20 protein-coding genes are annotated in these 18,836 nt (G+C 72.1%); 14 read left to right on the top strand and 6 right to left on the bottom strand.

Annotation, left to right across the window (positions count from 1 at the left end; translation table 11 throughout):
• Positions 1–98 precede the first annotated feature (98 nt).
• The 3 genes from ACIA8L_RS05270 (at position 99) to ACIA8L_RS05280 (ending at position 2,932) form a co-directional block, all read left to right on the top strand.
• The gene (locus ACIA8L_RS05270) at positions 99–1,670 is read left to right on the top strand and encodes a Na+/H+ antiporter (RefSeq protein WP_395900604.1); all 1,572 of its coding nucleotides are present in this window, start codon (positions 99–101) and stop codon (positions 1,668–1,670) included.
• Positions 1,667–1,924, top strand: coding sequence for a UBP-type zinc finger domain-containing protein (locus tag ACIA8L_RS05275; RefSeq protein ID WP_395900606.1), 258 nt, complete (start codon positions 1,667–1,669; stop codon positions 1,922–1,924). The genes ACIA8L_RS05270 and ACIA8L_RS05275 overlap by 4 nt, the downstream gene beginning before the upstream one ends.
• A 168-nt stretch (positions 1,925–2,092) precedes the next feature.
• Positions 2,093–2,932: a DedA family protein gene (locus ACIA8L_RS05280; RefSeq protein ID WP_395900608.1), complete on the top strand. Its 840-nt coding sequence runs from the start codon at positions 2,093–2,095 to the stop codon at positions 2,930–2,932.
• 509 nt (positions 2,933–3,441) lie between these two features.
• On the opposite strand, the gene ACIA8L_RS05285 is transcribed toward ACIA8L_RS05280, so the two are convergent.
• The gene (locus ACIA8L_RS05285; protein ID WP_395900610.1) at positions 3,442–4,365 is read right to left on the bottom strand and encodes an AAA family ATPase; all 924 of its coding nucleotides are present in this window, start codon (positions 4,363–4,365) and stop codon (positions 3,442–3,444) included.
• Between the two features lie 181 nt (positions 4,366–4,546).
• Between ACIA8L_RS05285 and ACIA8L_RS05290 the strand changes: the two genes are divergently transcribed.
• Genes ACIA8L_RS05290 through ACIA8L_RS05315 form a run of 6 tightly spaced genes read left to right on the top strand, consistent with a single transcriptional unit; the run spans position 4,547 to position 8,876 of the window.
• Positions 4,547–4,849 carry an urease subunit gamma gene (locus ACIA8L_RS05290; RefSeq protein ID WP_395900612.1) on the top strand — a complete coding sequence of 101 codons (303 nt, stop codon included), beginning with the start codon at positions 4,547–4,549 and terminating at the stop codon, positions 4,847–4,849.
• Positions 4,846–5,151, top strand: a complete 306-nt coding sequence (locus ACIA8L_RS05295) for an urease subunit beta (protein ID WP_395900614.1) — start codon at positions 4,846–4,848, stop codon at positions 5,149–5,151. Before ACIA8L_RS05290 ends, ACIA8L_RS05295 begins: the two co-directional genes overlap by 4 nt.
• Positions 5,148–6,857 carry an urease subunit alpha gene (locus tag ACIA8L_RS05300; RefSeq protein ID WP_395900616.1) on the top strand — a complete coding sequence of 570 codons (1,710 nt, stop codon included), beginning with the start codon at positions 5,148–5,150 and terminating at the stop codon, positions 6,855–6,857. Before ACIA8L_RS05295 ends, ACIA8L_RS05300 begins: the two co-directional genes overlap by 4 nt.
• Before the next feature lie 3 nt (positions 6,858–6,860).
• Positions 6,861–7,499, top strand: a complete 639-nt coding sequence (locus ACIA8L_RS05305) for an urease accessory protein UreF (protein ID WP_395900618.1) — start codon at positions 6,861–6,863, stop codon at positions 7,497–7,499.
• Positions 7,489–8,172, top strand: coding sequence for an urease accessory protein UreG (gene ureG / locus ACIA8L_RS05310; protein WP_395900620.1), 684 nt, complete (start codon positions 7,489–7,491; stop codon positions 8,170–8,172). Before ACIA8L_RS05305 ends, ureG begins: the two co-directional genes overlap by 11 nt.
• A complete protein-coding gene (locus ACIA8L_RS05315) occupies positions 8,169–8,876 on the top strand; it encodes an urease accessory protein UreD (protein ID WP_395900622.1) in 708 nt (235 codons plus the stop codon). Before ureG ends, ACIA8L_RS05315 begins: the two co-directional genes overlap by 4 nt.
• A gap of 25 nt (positions 8,877–8,901) precedes the next feature.
• Here the strand turns inward: ACIA8L_RS05315 and yidD are convergent, their stop codons facing one another.
• The gene (yidD, locus tag ACIA8L_RS05320) at positions 8,902–9,327 is read right to left on the bottom strand and encodes a membrane protein insertion efficiency factor YidD (protein WP_395900624.1); all 426 of its coding nucleotides are present in this window, start codon (positions 9,325–9,327) and stop codon (positions 8,902–8,904) included.
• 34 nt (positions 9,328–9,361) lie between these two features.
• Complete coding sequence (locus ACIA8L_RS05325) at positions 9,362–9,940, bottom strand: TetR/AcrR family transcriptional regulator (RefSeq protein ID WP_395900626.1); 579 nt, start codon at positions 9,938–9,940, stop codon at positions 9,362–9,364.
• A gap of 86 nt (positions 9,941–10,026) precedes the next feature.
• Between ACIA8L_RS05325 and ACIA8L_RS05330 the strand changes: the two genes are divergently transcribed.
• Positions 10,027–11,490 carry an MFS transporter gene (locus ACIA8L_RS05330; RefSeq protein ID WP_395900628.1) on the top strand — a complete coding sequence of 488 codons (1,464 nt, stop codon included), beginning with the start codon at positions 10,027–10,029 and terminating at the stop codon, positions 11,488–11,490.
• Positions 11,491–11,577: 87 nt separating this feature from the next.
• On the opposite strand, the gene ACIA8L_RS05335 is transcribed toward ACIA8L_RS05330, so the two are convergent.
• Positions 11,578–12,009, bottom strand: a complete 432-nt coding sequence (locus ACIA8L_RS05335; RefSeq protein WP_395900630.1) for a hypothetical protein — start codon at positions 12,007–12,009, stop codon at positions 11,578–11,580.
• A 179-nt stretch (positions 12,010–12,188) separates the two neighbouring features.
• On the opposite strand from ACIA8L_RS05335, the gene ACIA8L_RS05340 reads away from it, so the two are divergent.
• Positions 12,189–12,731, top strand: a complete 543-nt coding sequence (locus ACIA8L_RS05340; RefSeq protein WP_395900632.1) for a DUF4240 domain-containing protein — start codon at positions 12,189–12,191, stop codon at positions 12,729–12,731.
• A gap of 23 nt (positions 12,732–12,754) precedes the next feature.
• Here the strand turns inward: ACIA8L_RS05340 and ACIA8L_RS05345 are convergent, their stop codons facing one another.
• The gene (locus tag ACIA8L_RS05345; RefSeq protein WP_395900634.1) at positions 12,755–13,402 is read right to left on the bottom strand and encodes a permease prefix domain 1-containing protein; all 648 of its coding nucleotides are present in this window, start codon (positions 13,400–13,402) and stop codon (positions 12,755–12,757) included.
• 142 nt (positions 13,403–13,544) lie between these two features.
• Here ACIA8L_RS05345 and ACIA8L_RS05350 point away from each other — a divergent pair, with 142 nt between their 5' ends.
• On the top strand, positions 13,545–15,008 hold the full coding sequence (locus tag ACIA8L_RS05350; RefSeq protein ID WP_395900636.1) for a multicopper oxidase family protein: 1,464 nt from the start codon (positions 13,545–13,547) through the stop codon (positions 15,006–15,008).
• A gap of 178 nt (positions 15,009–15,186) precedes the next feature.
• On the opposite strand, the gene ACIA8L_RS05355 is transcribed toward ACIA8L_RS05350, so the two are convergent.
• A complete protein-coding gene (locus tag ACIA8L_RS05355) occupies positions 15,187–16,548 on the bottom strand; it encodes an FAD-dependent monooxygenase (RefSeq protein ID WP_395900638.1) in 1,362 nt (453 codons plus the stop codon).
• A gap of 129 nt (positions 16,549–16,677) precedes the next feature.
• Here ACIA8L_RS05355 and ACIA8L_RS05360 point away from each other — a divergent pair, with 129 nt between their 5' ends.
• Together ACIA8L_RS05360 and ACIA8L_RS05365 are read left to right on the top strand one after the other, a co-directional pair.
• Complete coding sequence (locus tag ACIA8L_RS05360; RefSeq protein ID WP_395900640.1) at positions 16,678–18,027, top strand: MFS transporter; 1,350 nt, start codon at positions 16,678–16,680, stop codon at positions 18,025–18,027.
• Positions 17,999–18,667 carry a response regulator gene (locus ACIA8L_RS05365; protein ID WP_395900642.1) on the top strand — a complete coding sequence of 223 codons (669 nt, stop codon included), beginning with the start codon at positions 17,999–18,001 and terminating at the stop codon, positions 18,665–18,667. Before ACIA8L_RS05360 ends, ACIA8L_RS05365 begins: the two co-directional genes overlap by 29 nt.
• Positions 18,668–18,836 lie beyond the last annotated feature (169 nt).

Below are 18,836 nucleotides of genomic sequence, written 5' to 3' on the forward strand. Positions count from 1 at the left end.
GCCCCGGTCAGGAGGGTGACACGCCGGTCGGCCGCGCGGTCGTGTGGTGGGCGTCACTCGTCATGGCGGCGTTCGGCGGCGTGGATAAGCTTTCGCGCGTGCACGGGCTCGAGAACGTCGTTGGTCTCATCGCGGTTGTGGTCGCCACCTCGGTTCTGGCGCGCCGGATCGGGGTGCTGTCGCCGATCCTGCTGGTCGTCGTCGGCATCGGGATCTCCTTCATCCCGGGGCTGCTGGAGATCGAGCTCGACCCCGAGGTGGTGCTGCTGGGCATCCTGCCCCCGATCCTCTACGTGGCGGCGCTGGAGACCTCGGTGCCCGCGTTCAAGTTCAACCTGCGCCCGATCCTGCTGCTGGCCGTCGGGCTGGTGCTGTTCACGACCGCCGCCGTCGGGTTCACGCTGCAGATGCTGCTGCCGCAGGTACCCCTGGCGATGTGTTTCGCCCTTGGCGCCGTCGTCGCACCACCCGACGCGGTCGCGGCCACCGCGGTCGCCCGGCGGATCGGGCTCCCGCGGCGGGTCGTGACCGTGCTCGAGGGTGAGAGCCTCATCAACGACGCGACCGCCCTGGTCACGCTGCGGGTCGCGGTGGCCGCCGCGATCGGCGAGGCGATGGACGCCTGGTCGATCACCAAGACGGCCTCCATCGCGGTCATCGGGGGCGTCGCGATCGGGGTGGCCGGCGGCCTGCTCGTCGGGTTCGTGCACAAGCGGGTCAGCAACCCGCTCATCGACAACGCGGTGTCGCTGCTCACCCCCTGGGTGGTGTTCCTGCCCGCCGAGTCCGTGCACGCCTCCGGCGTCGTCGCGGTCGTCGTCTGCGGCCTCTCCCTGGGCCACCGCATGCCCACGCTGATGTCGGCCGCGTCCCGGCTGCAGATGGACGCCTTCTGGCGGATGGTGAAGTTCCTCCTCGAAGGGGCGGTCTTCCTGCTGGTCGGCCTGCAGCTGCGGGCGCTCGTCGCGGACGTGGAGCGCTCGTTCGCGTTCACGATGGGCGCGCTGGCCGCGGTCGTCGGCGTGGTGATCGTGGCGCGGATCGTGTGGCTGTTCCCCACCACGTACCTCACGCGGCTCTTCCCGCGCGTGCGCCGCCGGGACCCGTCGCCGTCGCTGGCCGGCCCGGCCGTCATCTCCTGGGCCGGGATGCGGGGCGCGGTCACCCTCGCCGCCGCTCTTTCACTCCCCGCGGCGCTGCCGAACGGGCACGAGTACCCCCGCGGGCTCTTCGTGATTTTGGCTTTTGGCGTCATCGTCGCCACCCTCGTGCTCCAGGGGGCCACGCTGCCCACGGTGGCGCGCTGGCTGAAGGTGCCTGGCGACGACCGGACCGAGGACGCCCTGGCGGAGGCGTCGGTCCAGCACGAGGCGTCGCGGGCCGGCAAGGCGCGGCTGGAGGAGGTCGCCGGCGACGCGCCCGACGGCGTGGTCGAGCGGCTGCGCCAGATGGCCCTGTCGCGCTCCAACATGGCGTGGGAGCGGCTGGGGCGGGCGGACCGGGAAACGCCGTCCGCCGCGTACGCCCGGCTGCGCCGCGAGATGCTGGACGCCGAGCGCGAGGTGTTCCGCACCGCCCGCGACAGCGGCCGGATCCCCGAGGAGACCCTGCGCCAGGCGCAGCGCGACATGGACCTGGAAGAGTCATTGCTGGAGCGAGGAGACCTGTGACCTGCGTGCATCTGTCGGCGGCGGAGCAACTCCCGCCGCCGGTCGTGGAGGGCTGCCCGGAGTGCGTGGAGGGCGGGTTCACCGACTGGGTACACCTGCGCCAGTGCCTGGCCTGCGGCCACGTCGCCTGCTGCGACTCCTCGCCGCGCCGCCACGCCACCCAGCACTACCTGGTCGACCACCACCCGGTGATGCAGTCGATCGAGCCGGGTGAGGCGTGGCGGTGGTGCTTCGTCCACGAGACCCTCGGCTGACACCCGACCGTTTCCCACCTGCGGGTATGCGTGTTCACAGCATTCTCAAAGGAGACCCGGGACACAATCGTCTGCAGTTGGGCATGGAGTCGGGTGCGGCCGTGTTGCCATGGTCAACGGGGGAAGCGTTCGTTTCGGGGTAGGGGGCCGGGCCATGGCGTGTCCGAGATGGTGAGCACGGTGCTGGACCTGGTGTCCGCGCCGGGTGTGCTCTACGCGACGGTGCTCGTCCTGCTCACGGTCGACGCCTTCATCCCGGTCGTACCGGCGCAGGCCCTCATGATCGGCGGCGGCATCCTCTCCTCCTCCGGCCACGTCCAGCTGCTCCTGCTGGTCCTCTCCGGCGCCGCCGGCGTCATCGCCGGCGACCTGCTGGCCTTCCTCGTCGGCCGCCGCCTGGCCCGCCGCGGCGAGCGCCGCCCCAGCCGCCTGCCCCGCCGCGCGGCCAAGATCACCGCCCGCCTCAACGACGCCATGCAACGCCACATCTTCCTGGCCGTCCTCTTCTGCCGCTTCGTCCCCGCCGGCCGCATGATCACCGCCGTCTACGCGGGCCGCAACGGCGTCTCGACCCGCCGCTTCGCCTCCTACGACGTGGTCGCGGCGGTCCTCTGGGCCAGCTACGGCGCGCTGCTCGGCCACTTCGGCGGCGAGGCCATCGCCGACTCGTCCTGGCTGCCGCTGCTGCTGATCGCCGCGGCCGCGCTGCTGTTCGTGGCCGGCGCGCCGCTGCTGGGCCTGGCCGCGCGACTCTGGAAGCGCCACGCCGCCTCCGCCGCTGCCGCTCGCGATGCTGCTGACGTCGTGGTTGTCGACGTCGTGGCGGTGGAGGCGCTTGGGGCGGCTGAGCCTCGGCGGGCTCGGATCTGCCGTCGGCGCACGGCCATGGAGACCCTCGCGGCGGTCGAGCCGCTGGCCGCGATCGAGGTCATGGTGGCCGCGGAGGCCGTGGCCGCCGCCGAGTCCGTCGTGGTCGAGGTCAACGGGCTGGAGTCGGCGGCGCAGTAGGACGCGCACAAACCCCGGCGGCCCACGAGTTGAGCGGGTCCCCGACTTGGTCCGGAAGCTTCGCAGCGTGCCGAGCTCCTACTCGCGCGACGAGTTGGCCGGGTGATGCGCCGCCACGTGACGTCGGTGCCCTTCTCTTCACGGTGCGTGTAGGAGCGCGTGAACGTGGCGTCAGGTCGACGTTGTGGGCCGCGACCAGCGCCTTTGAGGTAGACGATGCGGTCAATGCCGTCGCCTGCCAGTGGGCTTGATCGGCTACTACACGCTCGGCTACTGCGCGCAGGTTCGAGCCAGCGCCGGCCGGGCGTTCCGCGATCGCACAAGCCACGCGCGCCGTTATGACTCGCTGAGTTGACGAAATTTCGGGCTTCAGTCCGAAATGTCGGGCGCTTCGCTAGTTTGTCATTTCGGACTTGTCGCCCAGCGCCGGATAAATCCGATAAGTCGCGGCGCGAAGCGCCCGACTTATCGGGGGGCGCGCTGAAGGACGGTGCGGAGCGTGGCCGGGATCAGGCGGAGACGGGGACCGGGAGGGCCATCTTGTGGACCCGCTCCCAGGTTTCGACGACGTCCGGGGTGACGTGGGTGCGGAAGTAGTCGTTCGCGCTGAGGCGGTTGGTCACCGACTCCTCGTTCTCCGCGAGCAGGAGCCCGCAGACCAGGTGGGAGCCGTTCTGCACCGCGGCGCTCAGGCGGCGGTGGCCGTCGATCACGTAGTAGTCCTGGCCGCTGTGGCCGATGGTGAGTGGCTCCAGGTCGGCGGGGGCGGCGCCGGCCAGCTCCTGGGCCAGGGTCTCGTCGGCGAAGTCGATGCGGCGGGTCGGGTAGACCCGCTTCGGGTCCAGCAGGAGCAGCGGCGGGCGCTCGCGGAGGATCTCGGAGCCGAGGCGGCCCTCGAAGGCGGCCTGCACGGCGGAGACGACCTCGTCGGGGGTGGCGCGGGTGCTGTCGGCCACCAGGTCGTAGTTGCGCAGTTTGTACTTGTCCGCGCCGTATCGGGTCAGGAAGCGCATCCGCTCGCTCTCGCTGCGGCTGTGCAGGTTGCGCTTGGCCTCGTCGAGGGAGGCGTAGTTCTCGACGTCGGAGTGGGGGCGGCCCAGGACGCGGCGGGCGGCCTCGGTCGGCTCCGTGATGAGGTGGACCTTGAACGCCTCGTGGAAGAAGAACCAGGCCAGCCGGCTGTCGACGATGAGCTGCTCACCGGACTGCGCGATCTCGGTCTGGAGGTTGTCCACGGCGCTGTCGATGGCGTCGTCGAGCTCGGCGTGGAGGTTGAGCTGCAGGGCGGTCATGCCGCGGCGCTGGGCCATCTCCCGGTACATGTCGCCGACGCTGATGCGGCGCAGCCCGAGCCTGGTCGCGAGCTCGACCGAGACGGTGGACTTGCCGCTGCCGAGGTCCCCGTTGATGACGACCGACCGGTGATTGCTCATGCGCCAACTCTCCAGGTAGTGAGGCGTCGCGAGCCTAACACGCCCTTGTTGCACCGCCTTTTGCCGTTCAACCCCAGGCAGTACGCATCGGATTCACCCGAATGCGCTGCGCGGGGCGGTAATCCGGAGGAAACATCGGACTGGCAGCATCGGCCGCCACCGCCTCGAACGGGAGGGCACGTTGTTCCTGAGCCGCCATGAACAGGAGCGCCTGCTGATCCACGTCGCCGCCGACGTGGCCCAGCGCCGCAAGGACCGCGGGCTCACGCTGAACTACCCGGAGGCCGTCGCGATCATCACCGCGTTCCTGCTCGAGGGCGCGCGGGACGGGCGGACCGTGGTCGACCTGATGGAGGCCGGGCGGCACGTGCTCGGCCGCGCCGACGTCCTCGAGGGCGTCCCCGAGATGCTGGTGGAGGTGCAGGTGGAGGCGACGTTCCCGGACGGCACGAAGCTCGTGACCGTTCACCACCCGATCCCGTGATCCCGGGCGAGGTCATCCCCGGCGACGGGCCGGTGGAGATCAACGCCGGGCGGGAAACCCGGACGCTGACGGTGCGCAACACGGGCGACCGGCCGGTGCAGGTCGGCTCGCACTATCACTTCGCTGAGGCCAACGACGCTCTCGAGTTCGATCGCGAGGCCGCCTGGGGCCACCGCCTCGACGTTCCCGCGGGCACCTCGGTCCGCTTCGAGCCGGGCGTCGCAAAAGCCATCACATTGGTACCGCTGGCCGGCAACCGCATCGTGCCCGGTCTCCGTGGTAGGGCCGGGGGAGCGTTGTGACCCAGATCGAGCGACAGCGGTACAAAAACCTCTACGGCCCCACGACCGGTGACCGGGTGCGGCTGGCCGACACCGATCTGTTCATCCAGGTGGAGCAGGACCACTGCGCCGGCGGGGACGAGGCCGTCTTCGGCGGGGGCAAGGTCATCCGCGAGTCCATGGGACAGGCCCGGGCCACCCGTGCCGACGGTACCCCCGACACGGTCATCACCGGAGCGATCATCCTCGACCACTGGGGCATCGTGAAGGCCGACGTCGGCATCCGGGACGGGCGCATCACCGGGATCGGCCGGGCCGGCAACCCCGACATCATGGACGGCGTCGACCCGGCGCTGGTCATCGGGCCGTCGACGGAGATCATCGCCGGCAACGGGCGGATCCTCACGGCCGGTGCGATCGACTGCCACGTGCACCTCATCGCGCCGCTGATCCTGGAGGAGGCCCTGGCCAGCGGGATCACCACGATCGTCGGCGGCGGCACCGGGCCGGCCGAGGGCAGCAAGGCGACCACGGTCACGCCCGGCTCCTGGCACCTGGCCCGGATGCTCGAGGCCCTCGACCCGTGGCCGATCAACGTGCTGCTGCTGGGCAAGGGCAACACCGTCTCCGAGGAGGCGATGTGGGAGCAGCTGCGCGGCGGGGCCGGCGGGTTCAAGCTGCACGAGGACTGGGGTACCACCCCGGCCGCCATCGACGCCTGCCTGCGCGTCGCCGACGCCTCCGGTGTCCAGGTCAACATCCACACGGACACGCTGAACGAGGCCGGCTTCGTCGAGGAGACCCTGCGCGCGATCGCGGGCCGGAGCATCCACGCCTATCACACCGAGGGCGCCGGCGGCGGGCACGCGCCCGACATCATCACGGTCGCCTCGCACCCGAACGTGCTGCCGTCCTCGACCAACCCGACCCGCCCGTACACGCGCAACACGCTCAGCGAGCACCTCGACATGCTCATCGTCTGCCACCACCTCAACCCGAGCGTCCCCGAGGACCTGGCCTTCGCCGAGAGCCGCATCCGGCCGTCGACGATGGCGGCCGAGGATCTCCTCCACGACCTCGGCGCGATCTCGATCATCGGCTCGGACTCGCAGGCGATGGGCCGCGTCGGCGAGGTCGTGCTGCGGACCTGGCAGACCGCGCACGTCATGAAGCGGCGCCGGGGTGCCCTGGCGGGCGACGGGGCGGCCGACAACGAGCGGGCCAAGCGCTACATCGGGAAGTACACCATCTGCCCGGCCGTCGCTTCCGGCATCGACCACGAGGTCGGCTCGGTCGCCGTCGGCAAGCTCGCCGACCTGGTCCTGTGGGACCCGGCGTTCTTCGGGGTGCGGCCGCACGTGGTCATCAAGGGCGGCGCGATCGCGTGGGGGGCGATGGGCGACGCCAACGCCTCGATCCCCACCCCGCAGCCGATCCTGTCCCGGCCCATGTTCGGCGCCTACGGTGCGGCGGCCCCGGCGACCAGCCTCGCGTTCGTCGCACCGGCGGCGATCGAGGACGGCCTGGCCGAGCGCCTGGGACTGCGAAGGAGACTCGCGCCCGTCGCCGACACGCGCTCCATCGGCAAGGCCGACCTCCCGCGCAACGACGCCACCCCGCGCATCGAGGTCGAGCCGGACACCTTCACCGTGCGCATCGATGGCGAGGTCGTCGACCCGGACCCGGTCGAAGAGCTTCCGATGGCGCAACGGTACTTCCTGTTCTGAGCCATGCACACGAGTTTCCTGCTCCTCGCCGACGGCCGCTTCCCCTCCGGCGGCCACGCGCACTCGGGAGGCCTGGAGGCCGCGGTGGCGCGCGGCCGCGTCGCGGACCTCGACGACCTGCGCGCGTTCCTGCGCGGCCGCCTGCACACGGCGGGCCTGGTCGCGGCCGCCTTCACCGCGGCGGCGTGCGCGCGCCCGGACGCGGTCGAGGTCCTGGAGGAGGAGCTGGCCGCCCGGACACCGTCACCGGCCCTGCGCCTGGCCGCCCGCCGGCAGGGCCGCTCCCTGGGCCGGGCCGCGGCGGTGGTCTGGCCCGATGCGGACGCGCGCAGGGCCGCGCAGCCGATCGCGCTCGGCCTCGCCGCCCACGCGGCCGGACTGACGCCCGAGGAGGCCGCCCTGATCGCCGCGTACCACGCCATCTCCGGCCCGGCGAGCGCCGCGGTGCGCCTGCTGGGCCTCGACCCGTACCAGGTCAACGCGCTCCTGGCCCAGCTCGGCGCCGAATGCGACGAGGTGGCCCGCGAGGCCGCGTCATCCGCCCGTGGCCCCGTCGAAGACCTGCCGGCGGCATCGGCGCCGCTGCTCGACGTCTCCGCCGAGGACCACGCCGCATGGGAGGTAAGGCTCTTTGCCAGCTGAACACGAACACACGCATCCGCACCCCGACGGCGACCCGCACCACCCGCTGCCCCAGACGCGGCGGGCCGTGCGCATCGGGATCGGCGGCCCGGTCGGCTCGGGCAAGACGGCGCTGGTCGCCGCGCTGTGCCGGTCGATGGCCGGGGATCTGCGCCTGGCGGTGGTGACGAACGACATCTACACCACCGAGGACGCCGACTTCCTGCTGCGCAACGGCGTCCTGCCGGCCGAACGCATCCGCGCGGTCGAGACCGGCTGCTGCCCGCACACGGCGATCCGCGACGACATCTCCGCCAACCTCGACGCGATCGAGGAGCTGGAGGAGAGCCTCGGCCCGCTCGACGTGATCCTGGTCGAGAGCGGCGGCGACAACCTCACGGCCACCTTCAGCAAGGGCCTCATCGACCGGCAGATCTTCGTGGTCGACGTGGCCGGCGGCGACAAGGTCCCCCGCAAGGGCGGCCCCGGCGTCACCGCCGCCGACCTGCTGGTCATCAACAAGACCGACCTGGCCCCGCTGGTCGGCGCGGATCTGAGCGTCATGGACCGCGACGCCCGGGCCCGCCGCGGCGATCTGCCGACGGTGTTCCTGTCCCTGGTCGAGGACCGCGCGGCCGAACCGGTGCAGGCGTGGGTCCGGGGACTGGTCGGTCTCGTCGACGACCGGCGATGAAGGCCGCCGCCCGCATCGTCGCCGAACTGTCGGGCGGCCGCACGGTCCTGCGCGTCCTCAAAGGCGAGGCGCCGCTCCTGCCCAGGCTGACCGGCCCCGGCGAGGTCCACCTGGTCGGCGGCGCGGCCGGCCCGCTGGGCGGCGACGACCTGAGTCTGGAGATCGAGGTGGGTCCAGGAGCCAGACTTCGCGTGGGTACTGTCGCCGCGTCGATCGCGCTCCCCGCCCGCTCGGGCGCGGAGTCGACCCTGTCGGTGCACGCGGTCGTGGGGGAGGCGGCCTCCCTCACGTACCTGCCCGAGCCCATCGTGGCCGCCGCCCGCTGCCGGCACCACAACCTGTCCATTGTGGACCTCGCCGCGGACGGCGCTCTGCTCTGGCGCGAGGAGGTGGTGTTCGGCCGGTTCGCCGAAGCATCCGGAAACATCCGGTTGTCCACGACGGCCCGCCGCGCCGGCCGCCCGTGGTACCGCAGCGACGTCACTGTCGGCGCCGATCCGTCCGCGCTGAGCGGCCCCGCCACCCTGGCCGGCGCCCGGGTCCTGGCCTCACTGCTGACCACCGCGCCGGCCGAACCGTTCGCCACCCCCACCGCCGCCGTGATGCCCCTGGCCGCCGGGGGCGCGGTGGCGACGGTACTGGGCTGCGACCTGGAGCCGACGCGGACCGTCACCGACCGGCTGATCGCGGCGGCCGCCTGGTAGGCGGCGGTGCGAGACGCGGCCGGTATCAGGGCACGGGGTCGACCGTCCCGCGCGGGGTCGACGGGTTGCACCGCCTGATCCGGGCCGCGGTCAGCCGGGAGCCCTCGACGAGGCCGTAGCGGCGGACCGCCTCCAGGCCGTAGTTGCTGCACGACGGCGCCTGGCGGCAGCGGATCGGCAGGTGCGGCGAGATCATCCGCTGGTAGCCGCGGATGGCCGCGATGCCGGCCCGGCCGGGCCCGGTGGTCGTGCGTTTCGGTGCGCTGCGCGGCGCGGAGACCGCCATCAGCGACAGCAGCGAGCCGAGCATGAACGGGCTGCAGTCGCAGTCGCAGAAGTCGCAGTCCGGCAGGCAGTCGTTGTCCCGCCGGCGCCGGCGGTTGTGATGCTCCTGCATCCGCCGGTGCCGCCGCCGCGCCCGCCACATACCGACGTACTCGCCGAGACCCATGGCGGTGATTGTGAACCATCACCACCGGGCGTGATCAAGGATTGGTCGAGCTTCCGACGGTCAGACCGTCGACGAGGAGGCTCACGAACCGCTCCGCCCGCGCGTCACCGGCGGCGTCGGGCTCGCACACCATGCCGGCGCCGTGGCCGAGGCGCAGCAGATCCGAGGCGTCGATGTCGGGGCGCACCCGCCCCGCCGCCCGGGCCCGGCCCAGGAGCTCGCCGACCGACCAGCGCAGCAGGTCCCGGCTCTCGATCATCAGCTGGTCCCCGTGGTCGTAGATCGCTTTGAGGGCGTCGGAGAGGCCGCGGTACCGCTGCAGATGCTTGATGAACGCCCGCAGCCAGGTGGCCAGGGCGGCGACCGGGTCGGCCTCCTCGTCCAGGAGCCGGGCGGCCTCGTCGCGCAGCCGGACGATCCGGTCGTGGAAGACCGCGTCGAGCAGGTGCTGGCGGGTCGGGAAGTGCCGGTACAGCGTGCCGGGCCCGACGCCGGCCTTCTTCGCGATGTCGTCGAGGGACGCGTCGGCGCCCTTCTCGGCCACGGCTTCGCTGGCCACGGCCAGGATGCGCTCGTAGTTGCGGCGTGCGTCGGCCCGCTGCGGCGGCGGCATGCGTCCTCCCGGGTGTTGCTAACCGGAGACTGTCTCCGTATGGTTCGTGTTGGAACGGAGACAGTCTCCAGTTTAGGAGCTTCACCATGCCCGGACAATCAGGCGACACAAGCCTCGTCGGCGGCAGTGCAGTCGGCCGGCGGCGGCATCGCCTCGCTCTCGCGCTCATTGTGTCGTGCCAGCTGCTGCTCGGCATCGACAGCACGATCGTCAACGTCGCCCTCCCGCGCATTGCCGGGGACCTGCACTTCGAGGCCGCGGGGCTGGCGTGGGTGCTGAACGCGTACACGATCGCCTTCGCCGGTCTGCTCATGCTCGGCGGCCGCCTCGGCGACGCGCTCGGACGCCGCCGGGTCTTCATCGCCGGCGTCGTCGTCTTCACCGCCGCGTCCCTCGCGGCCGCCCTGGCCCAGAACCCGGGGCAGCTCCTCGCCGCGCGGGCGGTCCAGGGCATCGGGGCCGCGCTCGCGTCGCCGAGCACCCTGGCCCTGATCACTGGCACGTTCGCCGCCGGGCCGGAGCGCAACCGGGCGCTCGGCATCTCCTCGGCGGTGATCAGCGGCGGCGCCTCGCTCGGCCTGGTCCTCGGCGGCGTCGTCACCGCGGCCGTCAGCTGGCGCTGGGTGTTCCTGGTCAACGTGCCGATCGGGGCCGCCATCGTGCTGCTGGCCCGGCGCCGCCTGCCGGAGACGCCCCGGCACGCCGGCCGGTTCGACGTCGCCGGAGCGTTGACGGTCACCGCGGGCATGCTCGGCATCGTGTACGCGCTCATCCGGGCGGCCACCGCCGGCTGGACCGACCCGAAGGTCCTCGCCGGGCTGGCCGCCGGGGTCGTGGCGCTGGCCGGGTTCATCCTGATCGAGCGGCGGGCGGCGGCACCGATCGTGCCGCTCGGGCTCTTCCGGGACAGAAGGCGGGCGTCGGGGTACTCCGCGCTGCTGCTCATCGGCCCCAGCCTGATCGGCCCGTTCTTCTTCCTCACGACCTACCTGCAGCAGGTGCGCGGCCTCGGCCCGGTCGCGACCGGACTCGTGTTCCTGCCGATGACGCTGGGCCTGTTCGCCGCGGCCCGGACCGTCGCCCGGCTGCTGGCCCGATTCGGGCCCCGCCTCGTCATCGGCGGCGCGCTGACCGGCCTGATCGCGGCCGAACTGCTGCTGGCCCGGGTCGGGCCGGCGACCTCATACCTGGCCGTCCTCGGGCCGCTCGCACTCGTCGGGATCGGCGGCGGGCTGTCGTTCGTCCCCATCTACACGCTGATCTTGTCGCGTGTGGACGGTACCGATGCCGGCTCCGCTTCCGGGGTTTTGCAGACGGTGCAGTGGCTCGGCAGCTCACTGGGGCTGGCGGTCCTCGTGGCGACCGGCCGGCCCTATGTCGCGGCCGCGGTCCTGGCCGCCGGCGCGCTGATACTCATGGTCTTCTTCGCGCTGGCCGGACATGCGCAAACGCACCCGGATGTCCGACTTCGCGCGGGCGGCCGGGAACGTCCGGACGGTCCCGGACACCCGGACGAAGTCGAACAACCGAGTGCGTCGCGTGCGAGCTGAGGTTTGCGCGTGTGGGGTGGGGCGCCGGCCCGGCGGGGCTGAACCGCCGAGCCGCGCGAAGCCACACCATGGTTTGAGCGCTTGGACTTACTTGGCCGCGATCTCGGCCTCGCCGCCACCGGCGTGGTACTCGGTGCCGTCGACGAACGCGGCGTCGAAGCGCTGCTGCAGGGCGTCGAGCTCGGAGAACTCGGCCTGGTGCGAGGACTCGCTGCCCTCGGCGGCGAAGACGTGGTCGTCCTCCGACGCGTCGTGGCTGAAGTTCGTGTAGTTGTCCTGCTCGTAGTGCGCGCCGTAGGGCTGGTCGACCTCGACGTGGTTGCCCTGCGCGAAGTCCGTGGACTCCTGCGCGTGGTGGTCGTTCTCGTACACCTTGAACTGGTTGTCGTAGTCGGCCTCGGAGCCGTGGGCCTGGTGGAGCTGGTCCAGGGCGTCGTGCTCCTGGCCGGCCGAGTACTGGCCGTAGTCCACCTCGTGGCCGCCGTCGTAGCCCGTGTCGCCGGTCTCGTAGTCGCTCATCGCTGCTCTCCCCTTGGGATGTGGTGTGGTTGGCCTTGCATTGAGAACGTTACGGAAGCGGCCTTGACATCGAATCCCGGAAACGTGCCACTGCTCGCCGGGCCGTTCTACGGCTCTTGTCCGGCTTTCGCACCGTGGATGTGGCCGCGGTGGGCGTCGGGGTGCAAGACTTCGTGGCCGTGGACAGCGATACTTTCTGGTCGATCATCGACGGAGCCCGGTCCGCCGCCGGGGAGCGCGTCACCCCCGGCTTCGCCGGCCGCTTCACGGCCGCGCTGCGCATGCGGCTGGCCGACCTGGACAAGAGCGAGCTCCTGGACTTCGACGTCCATCGCACGCAGCTCCAGGCCCGGGCCAACTCCTCCGCCATGTGGGCCGCCGGCCGCGTGGTGGCCCGCTACGCCGACGCCTTCGTGGACGGCCTGATCGCCCGCGGCCGTGACCACTACGAGCGGGCTGTGGCCTCCCCCGACTCCCTGGCCGACGACCCGGCGGTGCGAGCGGTGGCGGCGGGCGACCTGCCGGCCCACGAACTGGCCCCGCGCGAGGTCGAGGACCTGGCCGAGGAGCTCTACGGCGAGACCGACGACTACCCGATGCTCCTACGGGCCCGGACCGGCCAGGTAGCGCCCCAGGTGCAAGACGACTGGGACGACGAGAACGACGAGGACGTCCGCAAACACCTCCCGAGGATCGCGGCCCTGTTCCTCCCGCCCCGCTGACATCGCCGAGGGGTGTTGCGGTGCTAGGCCGATGCGCGCACGCAGCGCAGCCCCGAATACACCATCCAGGCCGGTAACGACAGGGTGATCGCCGACGCCGCCAGCGACAGCGGTGACCCGGTGCCGCCGGTGTGCGGGCTGAACAGCGTCAGCAGCGCGCCGCCGGCGATGAAGAACGTGACGACCGCGATCGCGGCGAGCCCGGTCGCGCGGACGAACGCGCGGCCGACGTCGACATAGCGGCTGCCGATCCCGCAGGCGGCCGCGGCGAGGACGGCCGCGAGCACGGCCGCGTAGCTGGCGTAGTCGACGGCCCCGGCCAGCCACAGGTAGGCCCGGCTGGGCTCCCAGTGCCAGCCGGTGGCCGCGCTGCGCCAGGCGACCTCGGAGACGATCGACTGGGTGGCCACCCCGGCCCCGACGAGCAGCGCCGTGCGCCGGCCCTGGGCCAGGGCGAGCTCGCGCTGAAACTCGGGCGCGAGCGCGGCGACGGGCCCGAACTCGGCGACCGCGGCCCGCTCGGCCTCGGCCCGGTCCAGGCCGTCGGACTCGTGGTGCTCGGCCGCGTCGACCAGCCCGTCGCGGGCCTCGGCGAGCAGGTCGGCCTTGGCCCGGCGGGGGCCGCGCAGGGCGCCGCCGAGGGCGTTGACGTAGACGTCGATGGGTCCCACCGGGTCAGTTTTGCGCAGGCGGCGGCCCGGGGCAGTCGGGGGTGACCCTGAGCTTTCCCGGGGTTCGGCCCGCGGGCCTGGCGGCCCGGCCTCGACGCGGTGCAGCCTATGTGTAGCCGTTCTACATGTAGGGAGACTTGACGTGCGCAAGTGGCTGCTGGGGACCGTGGCCCTGGTCCTCGTGCTGTGCGGGGGCGGGGTCGCCGCGCTCGTCTACTACTTCACGCGCCCGCCGCTCGATGTGCGGGCGGACTTCGACCGGCCGCTGGCCGTACCCCCGATAGCGGTTGGGAAAATCGACGCCGAAGGCCGTCGGGTCTTCGATCTGCGGGCCCAGCCCGGGGACTCGGACTTCGGGCACGGTACGACCCGCACGTGGGGCTACAACGGGGCGTACCTGGGGCCGACGCTGCGGGCCGAGCGGGGCGAGGCGGTCGCCGTCAACGTGCGCAACGACCTCGGCGAGACCACGACCGTGCACTGGCACGGCATGCACCTGCCGGCCGCGATGGACGGCGGGCCGCACCGGCCGATCCCGACCGGCGGCTCGTTCCGGGCGGCGTGGACGGTCGACCAGCCGGCGGCGACGCTCTGGTACCACCCGCACCCGAGCGAACGCACCGAGACCCAGGTGTACCGGGGCCTGGCCGGCCTGTTCATCGTCGACGACGACGAACCCGCCCAGCGGGCGCTGCCGCACGACTACGGCGTCGACGACATCCCGGTCCTGGTGCAGGACAAGGAGTTCAGCGGCGGCCAGCTCAGCATGGGCGGGCGGTTCGGCAGCGACATCGGCGTGCTCGGCGACGAGATCCTGGTCAACGGCACCCCGCGCCCGTACCTCGACGTGCGCTCCGGCCTGGTCCGCCTCCGCCTGGTCAACGCCTCGACCGCGCGGATCTACAACTTCCGGCTGGCCGGCGGCCGCCCGTTCGCGCTCGTCGGCACCGACGGGGGGCTGCTCGACCGGCCGTACATGACCGAGCACGTGCGGCTGTCGGTCGGCGAGCGGGCCGAGATCGTGGTCGCGCTGGAGCCGGGCGAACGGCTGACCCTGCGCAGCGAGCGGTCCCTCGGCGGGGACCTGGAGAGCCGGTTCAACGGCGGCCAGGACGCCTTCGACATCCTGCAGCTGCGGGCGGCCGCCACGCTCACCCCGGCCACGCTGCCGAAGACCCTCGTCGCGACGCCCCGGCTCGACCCGGCGCGGGCGGCGCAGACCCGGGACTTCGTGTTCCAGGGCCGCGAGATCAGCGGCCGCGGCATGGACATGAGCCGCGCCGACGCCGTCGTCGTCAAGGACACGACCGAGGTGTGGAACGTCGCCAACGGCCACGACACGCCGCACAGCTTCCACATCCACGACGTGCAGTTCCAGGTGCTGCAGGTGAACGGGCAGCCCCCGCCGCCGGAGCTGTCCGGCTGGAAGGACACCGTGTTCCTGGAGCCGAAGCAGCGGTACCGGATCATCGCGCGGTTCGCCGACTACGCCGACCCGACGACCGCGTACATGTTCCACTGCCACGTCCTCAAGCACGAGGACGAGGGGATGATGGGGCAGTTCGTCGTGGTGGAGCCGGGGCAGCAGCCGCGACTGCACGGATGAGAAGGTGCCGGGCCCCCCGTGGCGGCGCGGGGCCCGGCACGTCTCCCAAGCGTTCTGTTGTCCCCGTGCGCGTCTGCCGTATGGCGAATTGCAGCTCAACGAGAACGGCTCTGTGACGGGCATGACACATCGATCAACGCTCCCATGTCAAGAGTCAGACATATCCAGGTGTCCTGGATCACCGGGAGTCTCCGAGATGGGTGCGCACAGCAACGGCAAGGTCTCCGTGGGTACCGTTCCAGGCCGTGTAACCGTCCGGGCGTACCAGGACGCAGTCGGCGTATGGCACGTGCACGAGGCGGTCGGAGTACCCCCGCGGCGGTTGCGGTGACAGGAGCACGTGACGCCCTTCGCGCAGCAGCTCGTAGAGGCGCTTGTCGCCCAGTGCGATGTCCGCCTGGCGGGGCGCGTGCGGGTAGTCGATGCCGATCCCCGACACCGTCCCGGTCAGGGCGCGCTGGGCCGGCGGCAGGTGCAGGGCCAGGTTGGCCAGGACGTCCCGGCCGAGGCGGGCCGCCCGCGACTGCAGCAGCGCCAGGCGGATCAGGCCGTCGCTGGAGCGCAGCACGAGCTTGCCGACCGCGTGGCGCTCGGTGTGGTAGGTGTCGAGCAGGCCCTCCGGCGCCCAGCCGGCCCCGGCCGCGGCCAGCTTCCAGCTCAGGTTGGCGGCGTCCTGCAGGCCCGTGTTCATGCCCTGCCCGCCGGCCGGGGAGTGCACGTGCGCGGCGTCGCCGGCGAGGAAGACCCGGCCGGTGCGGTACCGCGCGACCTGCCGCTCGTCGCTGTGGAAGCGCGACAGCCAGCGGCACTCGCCCATCCCGAAGTCGGTGCCGAACGCGGCCCGCACCGTGGCCCGCACCTCCGCGAGGTCCAGGGGTGTGTCGTCGGCGACCTGGTGGCCGCGGTCCCAGGCGAACACCCGATACCACCCGTCGCCGAACGGCGCGATGAACGCGAACGCCGAACCGACCGCGTTGACGGTGATCGCGTCGGCCGGCGGGTCGCTCATCCGCACGTCGGCGAGCATCAGCGACCGGACCGCGCTGCGACCCGGGAAGTCCAGTCCGAGGGCCTGGCGGACCCCGCTGCGGGCGCCGTCGGCCCCGACCAGGTAGTCGGCCGCGTAGGAGCCCTGGTCGGTCTCGATGTGCACGCCGTCCTCGTCCTGGCGCAGGCCGGTCACGGCGGTGCCGCGCACGATTCGGGCGCCGGCCTTGAGGGCGCGCTCCTCGAGGACCCGCTCGACGTTGTACTGCGGGGTGATGAGCACGTAGTCGAACCGCGACGGCAGCGCGCCGAGGTCGACCGAGACGTGCCCGAACAGCCGCAGCCGGGTCACCTTCGTGCCGGTGGCGATGACCTCGTCGGCCAGGCCGCGGGCGTCGAACTGCTCGAGGGTGCGGGCGTGGACGGCGAACGCCCGGGTCAGGTTCGACTCCCCGGCCCGGCGCTCCAGCACGGTCACGTCGGCGCCGGCCGCGGCCAGGTCCCCGGCGAGCAGCAGCCCCGTGGGCCCGGCGCCGGCGATGACGGTCTTCATGGCTCCTCCTCGTTTTGCCAACACACGTTGGCAAACAATTGTTGGCATACGCTCCGGACGATGTCAACGGGTGCTGAAATCTGATCACGGCTTGACCTGAACACGTGTTGAGGTGCGACGTTGGGCGGTGTGGAGAACCGACGCACGCTCACGTTCGGCATGGTGACCCTGGTCACGCTGATCGCCTTCGAGGCGGTCGCGGTGACCTCGGCGATGCCGACCGTCGCCCGGGCCCTCGACGGCCTGCCGCTCTACGGGTTCGCCTTCGGCGGCGCCCTCGCCACCAGCGTCGTCGGCACGGTGCTCGGCGGCTCGTGGTGCGACCGCGCCGGGCCGGCCCGGCCGACCGCGGTGGGGGTGGGGCTGTTCTGCCTCGGCCTGCTCGGTGCGGGCCTGGCGCCGCAGATGTGGGTCCTGGTCCTCGGGCGTCTGGTGCAGGGGTTCGGCGGCGGCCTGGTGAACGTGGCCCTCTTCGTGATCATCGGGCGGGCCTATCCGGCGTCGCAGCACGCGCGGGTGATCTCGTTCATCTCCGCGGCCTGGGTGCTGCCGGCGATCCTCGGCCCCGCCGTTGCCGGTCTCGTTGTGGACTGGCTCGGGTGGCGGTGGGTGTTCCTGCTCGTCGTGCTGGCCGCTGTACCCGCTTTTTTTGGTATTTGGCGGCCGATTTCGAATATTTCGGATTTGTCCGGGCGGGCGGCTTTTTCGCAGGCTTGGTGGGCCGCCGGGGCGGCGCTCGGTGCGCTCGTGTTGTTTGTCGGCGGGCACTGGTGGCTGCTGGTGGTGGGCTTCGTGATCGTCGCGGTGTGCGGGGTCCGGCTGCTGCCCCACGGCACGTTCACCCTCGCCCGCGGCCTGCCCAGCGTCGTGCTCCTGCGCGGCCTCGCCGGGGCCGCGTTCATGCAGGCCGACGTGTTCATCCCGCTGCTGCTCACCCGGGAGCGCGGGTTCAGCCCGGCCCTGGCCGGCCTCAGCGTCACCGCCGGCGCGCTGTTCTGGGCGGCCGGGTCGTGGGTGCAGGCGCGGCAGGGGCAGCGGCTGTCCGACACGGTCCGGCTCCGCATCGGCGCCGCCTCGATCGCGGCCGGTGTGCTCTCCGCGATCGTTGTTTCCTTCGCGGGGGTACCGGTCTTCGTCGTCATCGCCGGGTGGTGCTTCGGCGGCCTCGGCATGGGCCTCGTCTCCCCGGTCACCTCGGCGCTCGTGCTGCGCCTGTCCGACCCGGCCGGACAGGGCGCCAACAGCTCCGCCCTGTCCGTGTCCGACGCGCTGCTGACCACCACCGCCCTGGCCGCCGGCGGTGCCCTGTTCGCCGCCCTCCTCGACCGCGGCCCGGTGGCCTACCTGGTCGCGTTCGCCGTCGCCCTCGTCCCCGCGGCCGCCGGGGTCCTCGTCGCCGGTCGTACTTTCGGCGGATCTGAGGACGGGGGCGCGCCCATAGCATTGGCCGGTGAGCGTGCGGGTGCTGGTCGCGGATGACCAGGAGATCGTCCGGACCGGACTGACGATGATCCTCAACGCCCAGCCCGGCATCGAGGTCGTCGCCGAGGCCCCCGACGGCCGCCGCGCCGTCGACCTGGCCCGGCAGCTGCGCCCCGACGTCTGTCTCCTGGACGTGCGCATGCCGGAGATGGACGGCCTGGAAGCGACCCGGCTGCTGGCCGGCCCCGACGTCGCCGACCCGCTCGCCGTCGTCGTCATCACCACGTTCGACCTGGACGAGTACGTCTACGCCGCCCTGCGCGCCGGGGCCCGCGGCTTCCTGCTCAAGGACGCCGGCCCGGCCCTGCTCGCCCAGGCCGTCCACGCCGCCGCGAACGGCGACGCGCTCATCGCCCCCAGCGTCACCACCCGGCTCCTGCGCACGTTCGCCGACACCGGCCCGGCGCGCCCACCCCGCCAGCCGATCGACCCCCTGACCGACCGCGAGGAACAGGTCCTGACCCGCGTCGCGCGCGGCCGCACGAACAATGAGATCGCCGACGAGCTGTACATCACCTTGAGCACCGTCAAAACGCACGTGACCGCACTGATGCTCAAACTCGGCGTCCGCAACCGGGTCGAGATCGCGATGTGGGCCTACGAAACCAACCGCGTCCGCCCTGGTAGTACTTCCTAAAAGCGGCTGTATTTCCTAAAAGCGGCGGGGAGACAAGCCTCCACCGCACCCCTCACAATCCGCGCCGCCCGTTGCGGCCTCAAAGGGTTGAGCCACCGGCCGCGCCCTCCGCTCCGGCCGTGCGGGGCTGAGCTTGAAGCCACGCCTTCCGGGCCAGCCCTCAATGGGG

The organism is Dactylosporangium sp. NPDC051541 (assembly GCF_044454505.1).
Lineage (GTDB): Bacteria > Actinomycetota > Actinomycetes > Mycobacteriales > Micromonosporaceae > Dactylosporangium.

Excerpts from the sequence above, each read along its gene's own strand:
- ACIA8L_RS05335 (WP_395900630.1), bottom strand. The coding sequence starts at position 12,009 with ATGAGCGACTACGAGACCGGCGACACGGGCTACGACGGCGGCCACGAG.
- yidD (WP_395900624.1), bottom strand. The coding sequence starts at position 9,327 with ATGGGTCTCGGCGAGTACGTCGGTATGTGGCGGGCGCGGCGGCGGCAC.
- ACIA8L_RS05355 (WP_395900638.1), bottom strand. The coding sequence starts at position 16,548 with ATGAAGACCGTCATCGCCGGCGCCGGGCCCACGGGGCTGCTGCTCGCC.
- ACIA8L_RS05315 (WP_395900622.1), top strand. The coding sequence starts at position 8,169 with ATGAAGGCCGCCGCCCGCATCGTCGCCGAACTGTCGGGCGGCCGCACG.
- ACIA8L_RS05330 (WP_395900628.1), top strand. The coding sequence starts at position 10,027 with ATGCCCGGACAATCAGGCGACACAAGCCTCGTCGGCGGCAGTGCAGTC.
- ACIA8L_RS05280 (WP_395900608.1), top strand. The coding sequence starts at position 2,093 with ATGGTGAGCACGGTGCTGGACCTGGTGTCCGCGCCGGGTGTGCTCTAC.
- ACIA8L_RS05285 (WP_395900610.1), bottom strand. The coding sequence starts at position 4,365 with ATGAGCAATCACCGGTCGGTCGTCATCAACGGGGACCTCGGCAGCGGC.
- ACIA8L_RS05305 (WP_395900618.1), top strand. The coding sequence starts at position 6,861 with ATGCACACGAGTTTCCTGCTCCTCGCCGACGGCCGCTTCCCCTCCGGC.
- ACIA8L_RS05325 (WP_395900626.1), bottom strand. The coding sequence starts at position 9,940 with ATGCCGCCGCCGCAGCGGGCCGACGCACGCCGCAACTACGAGCGCATC.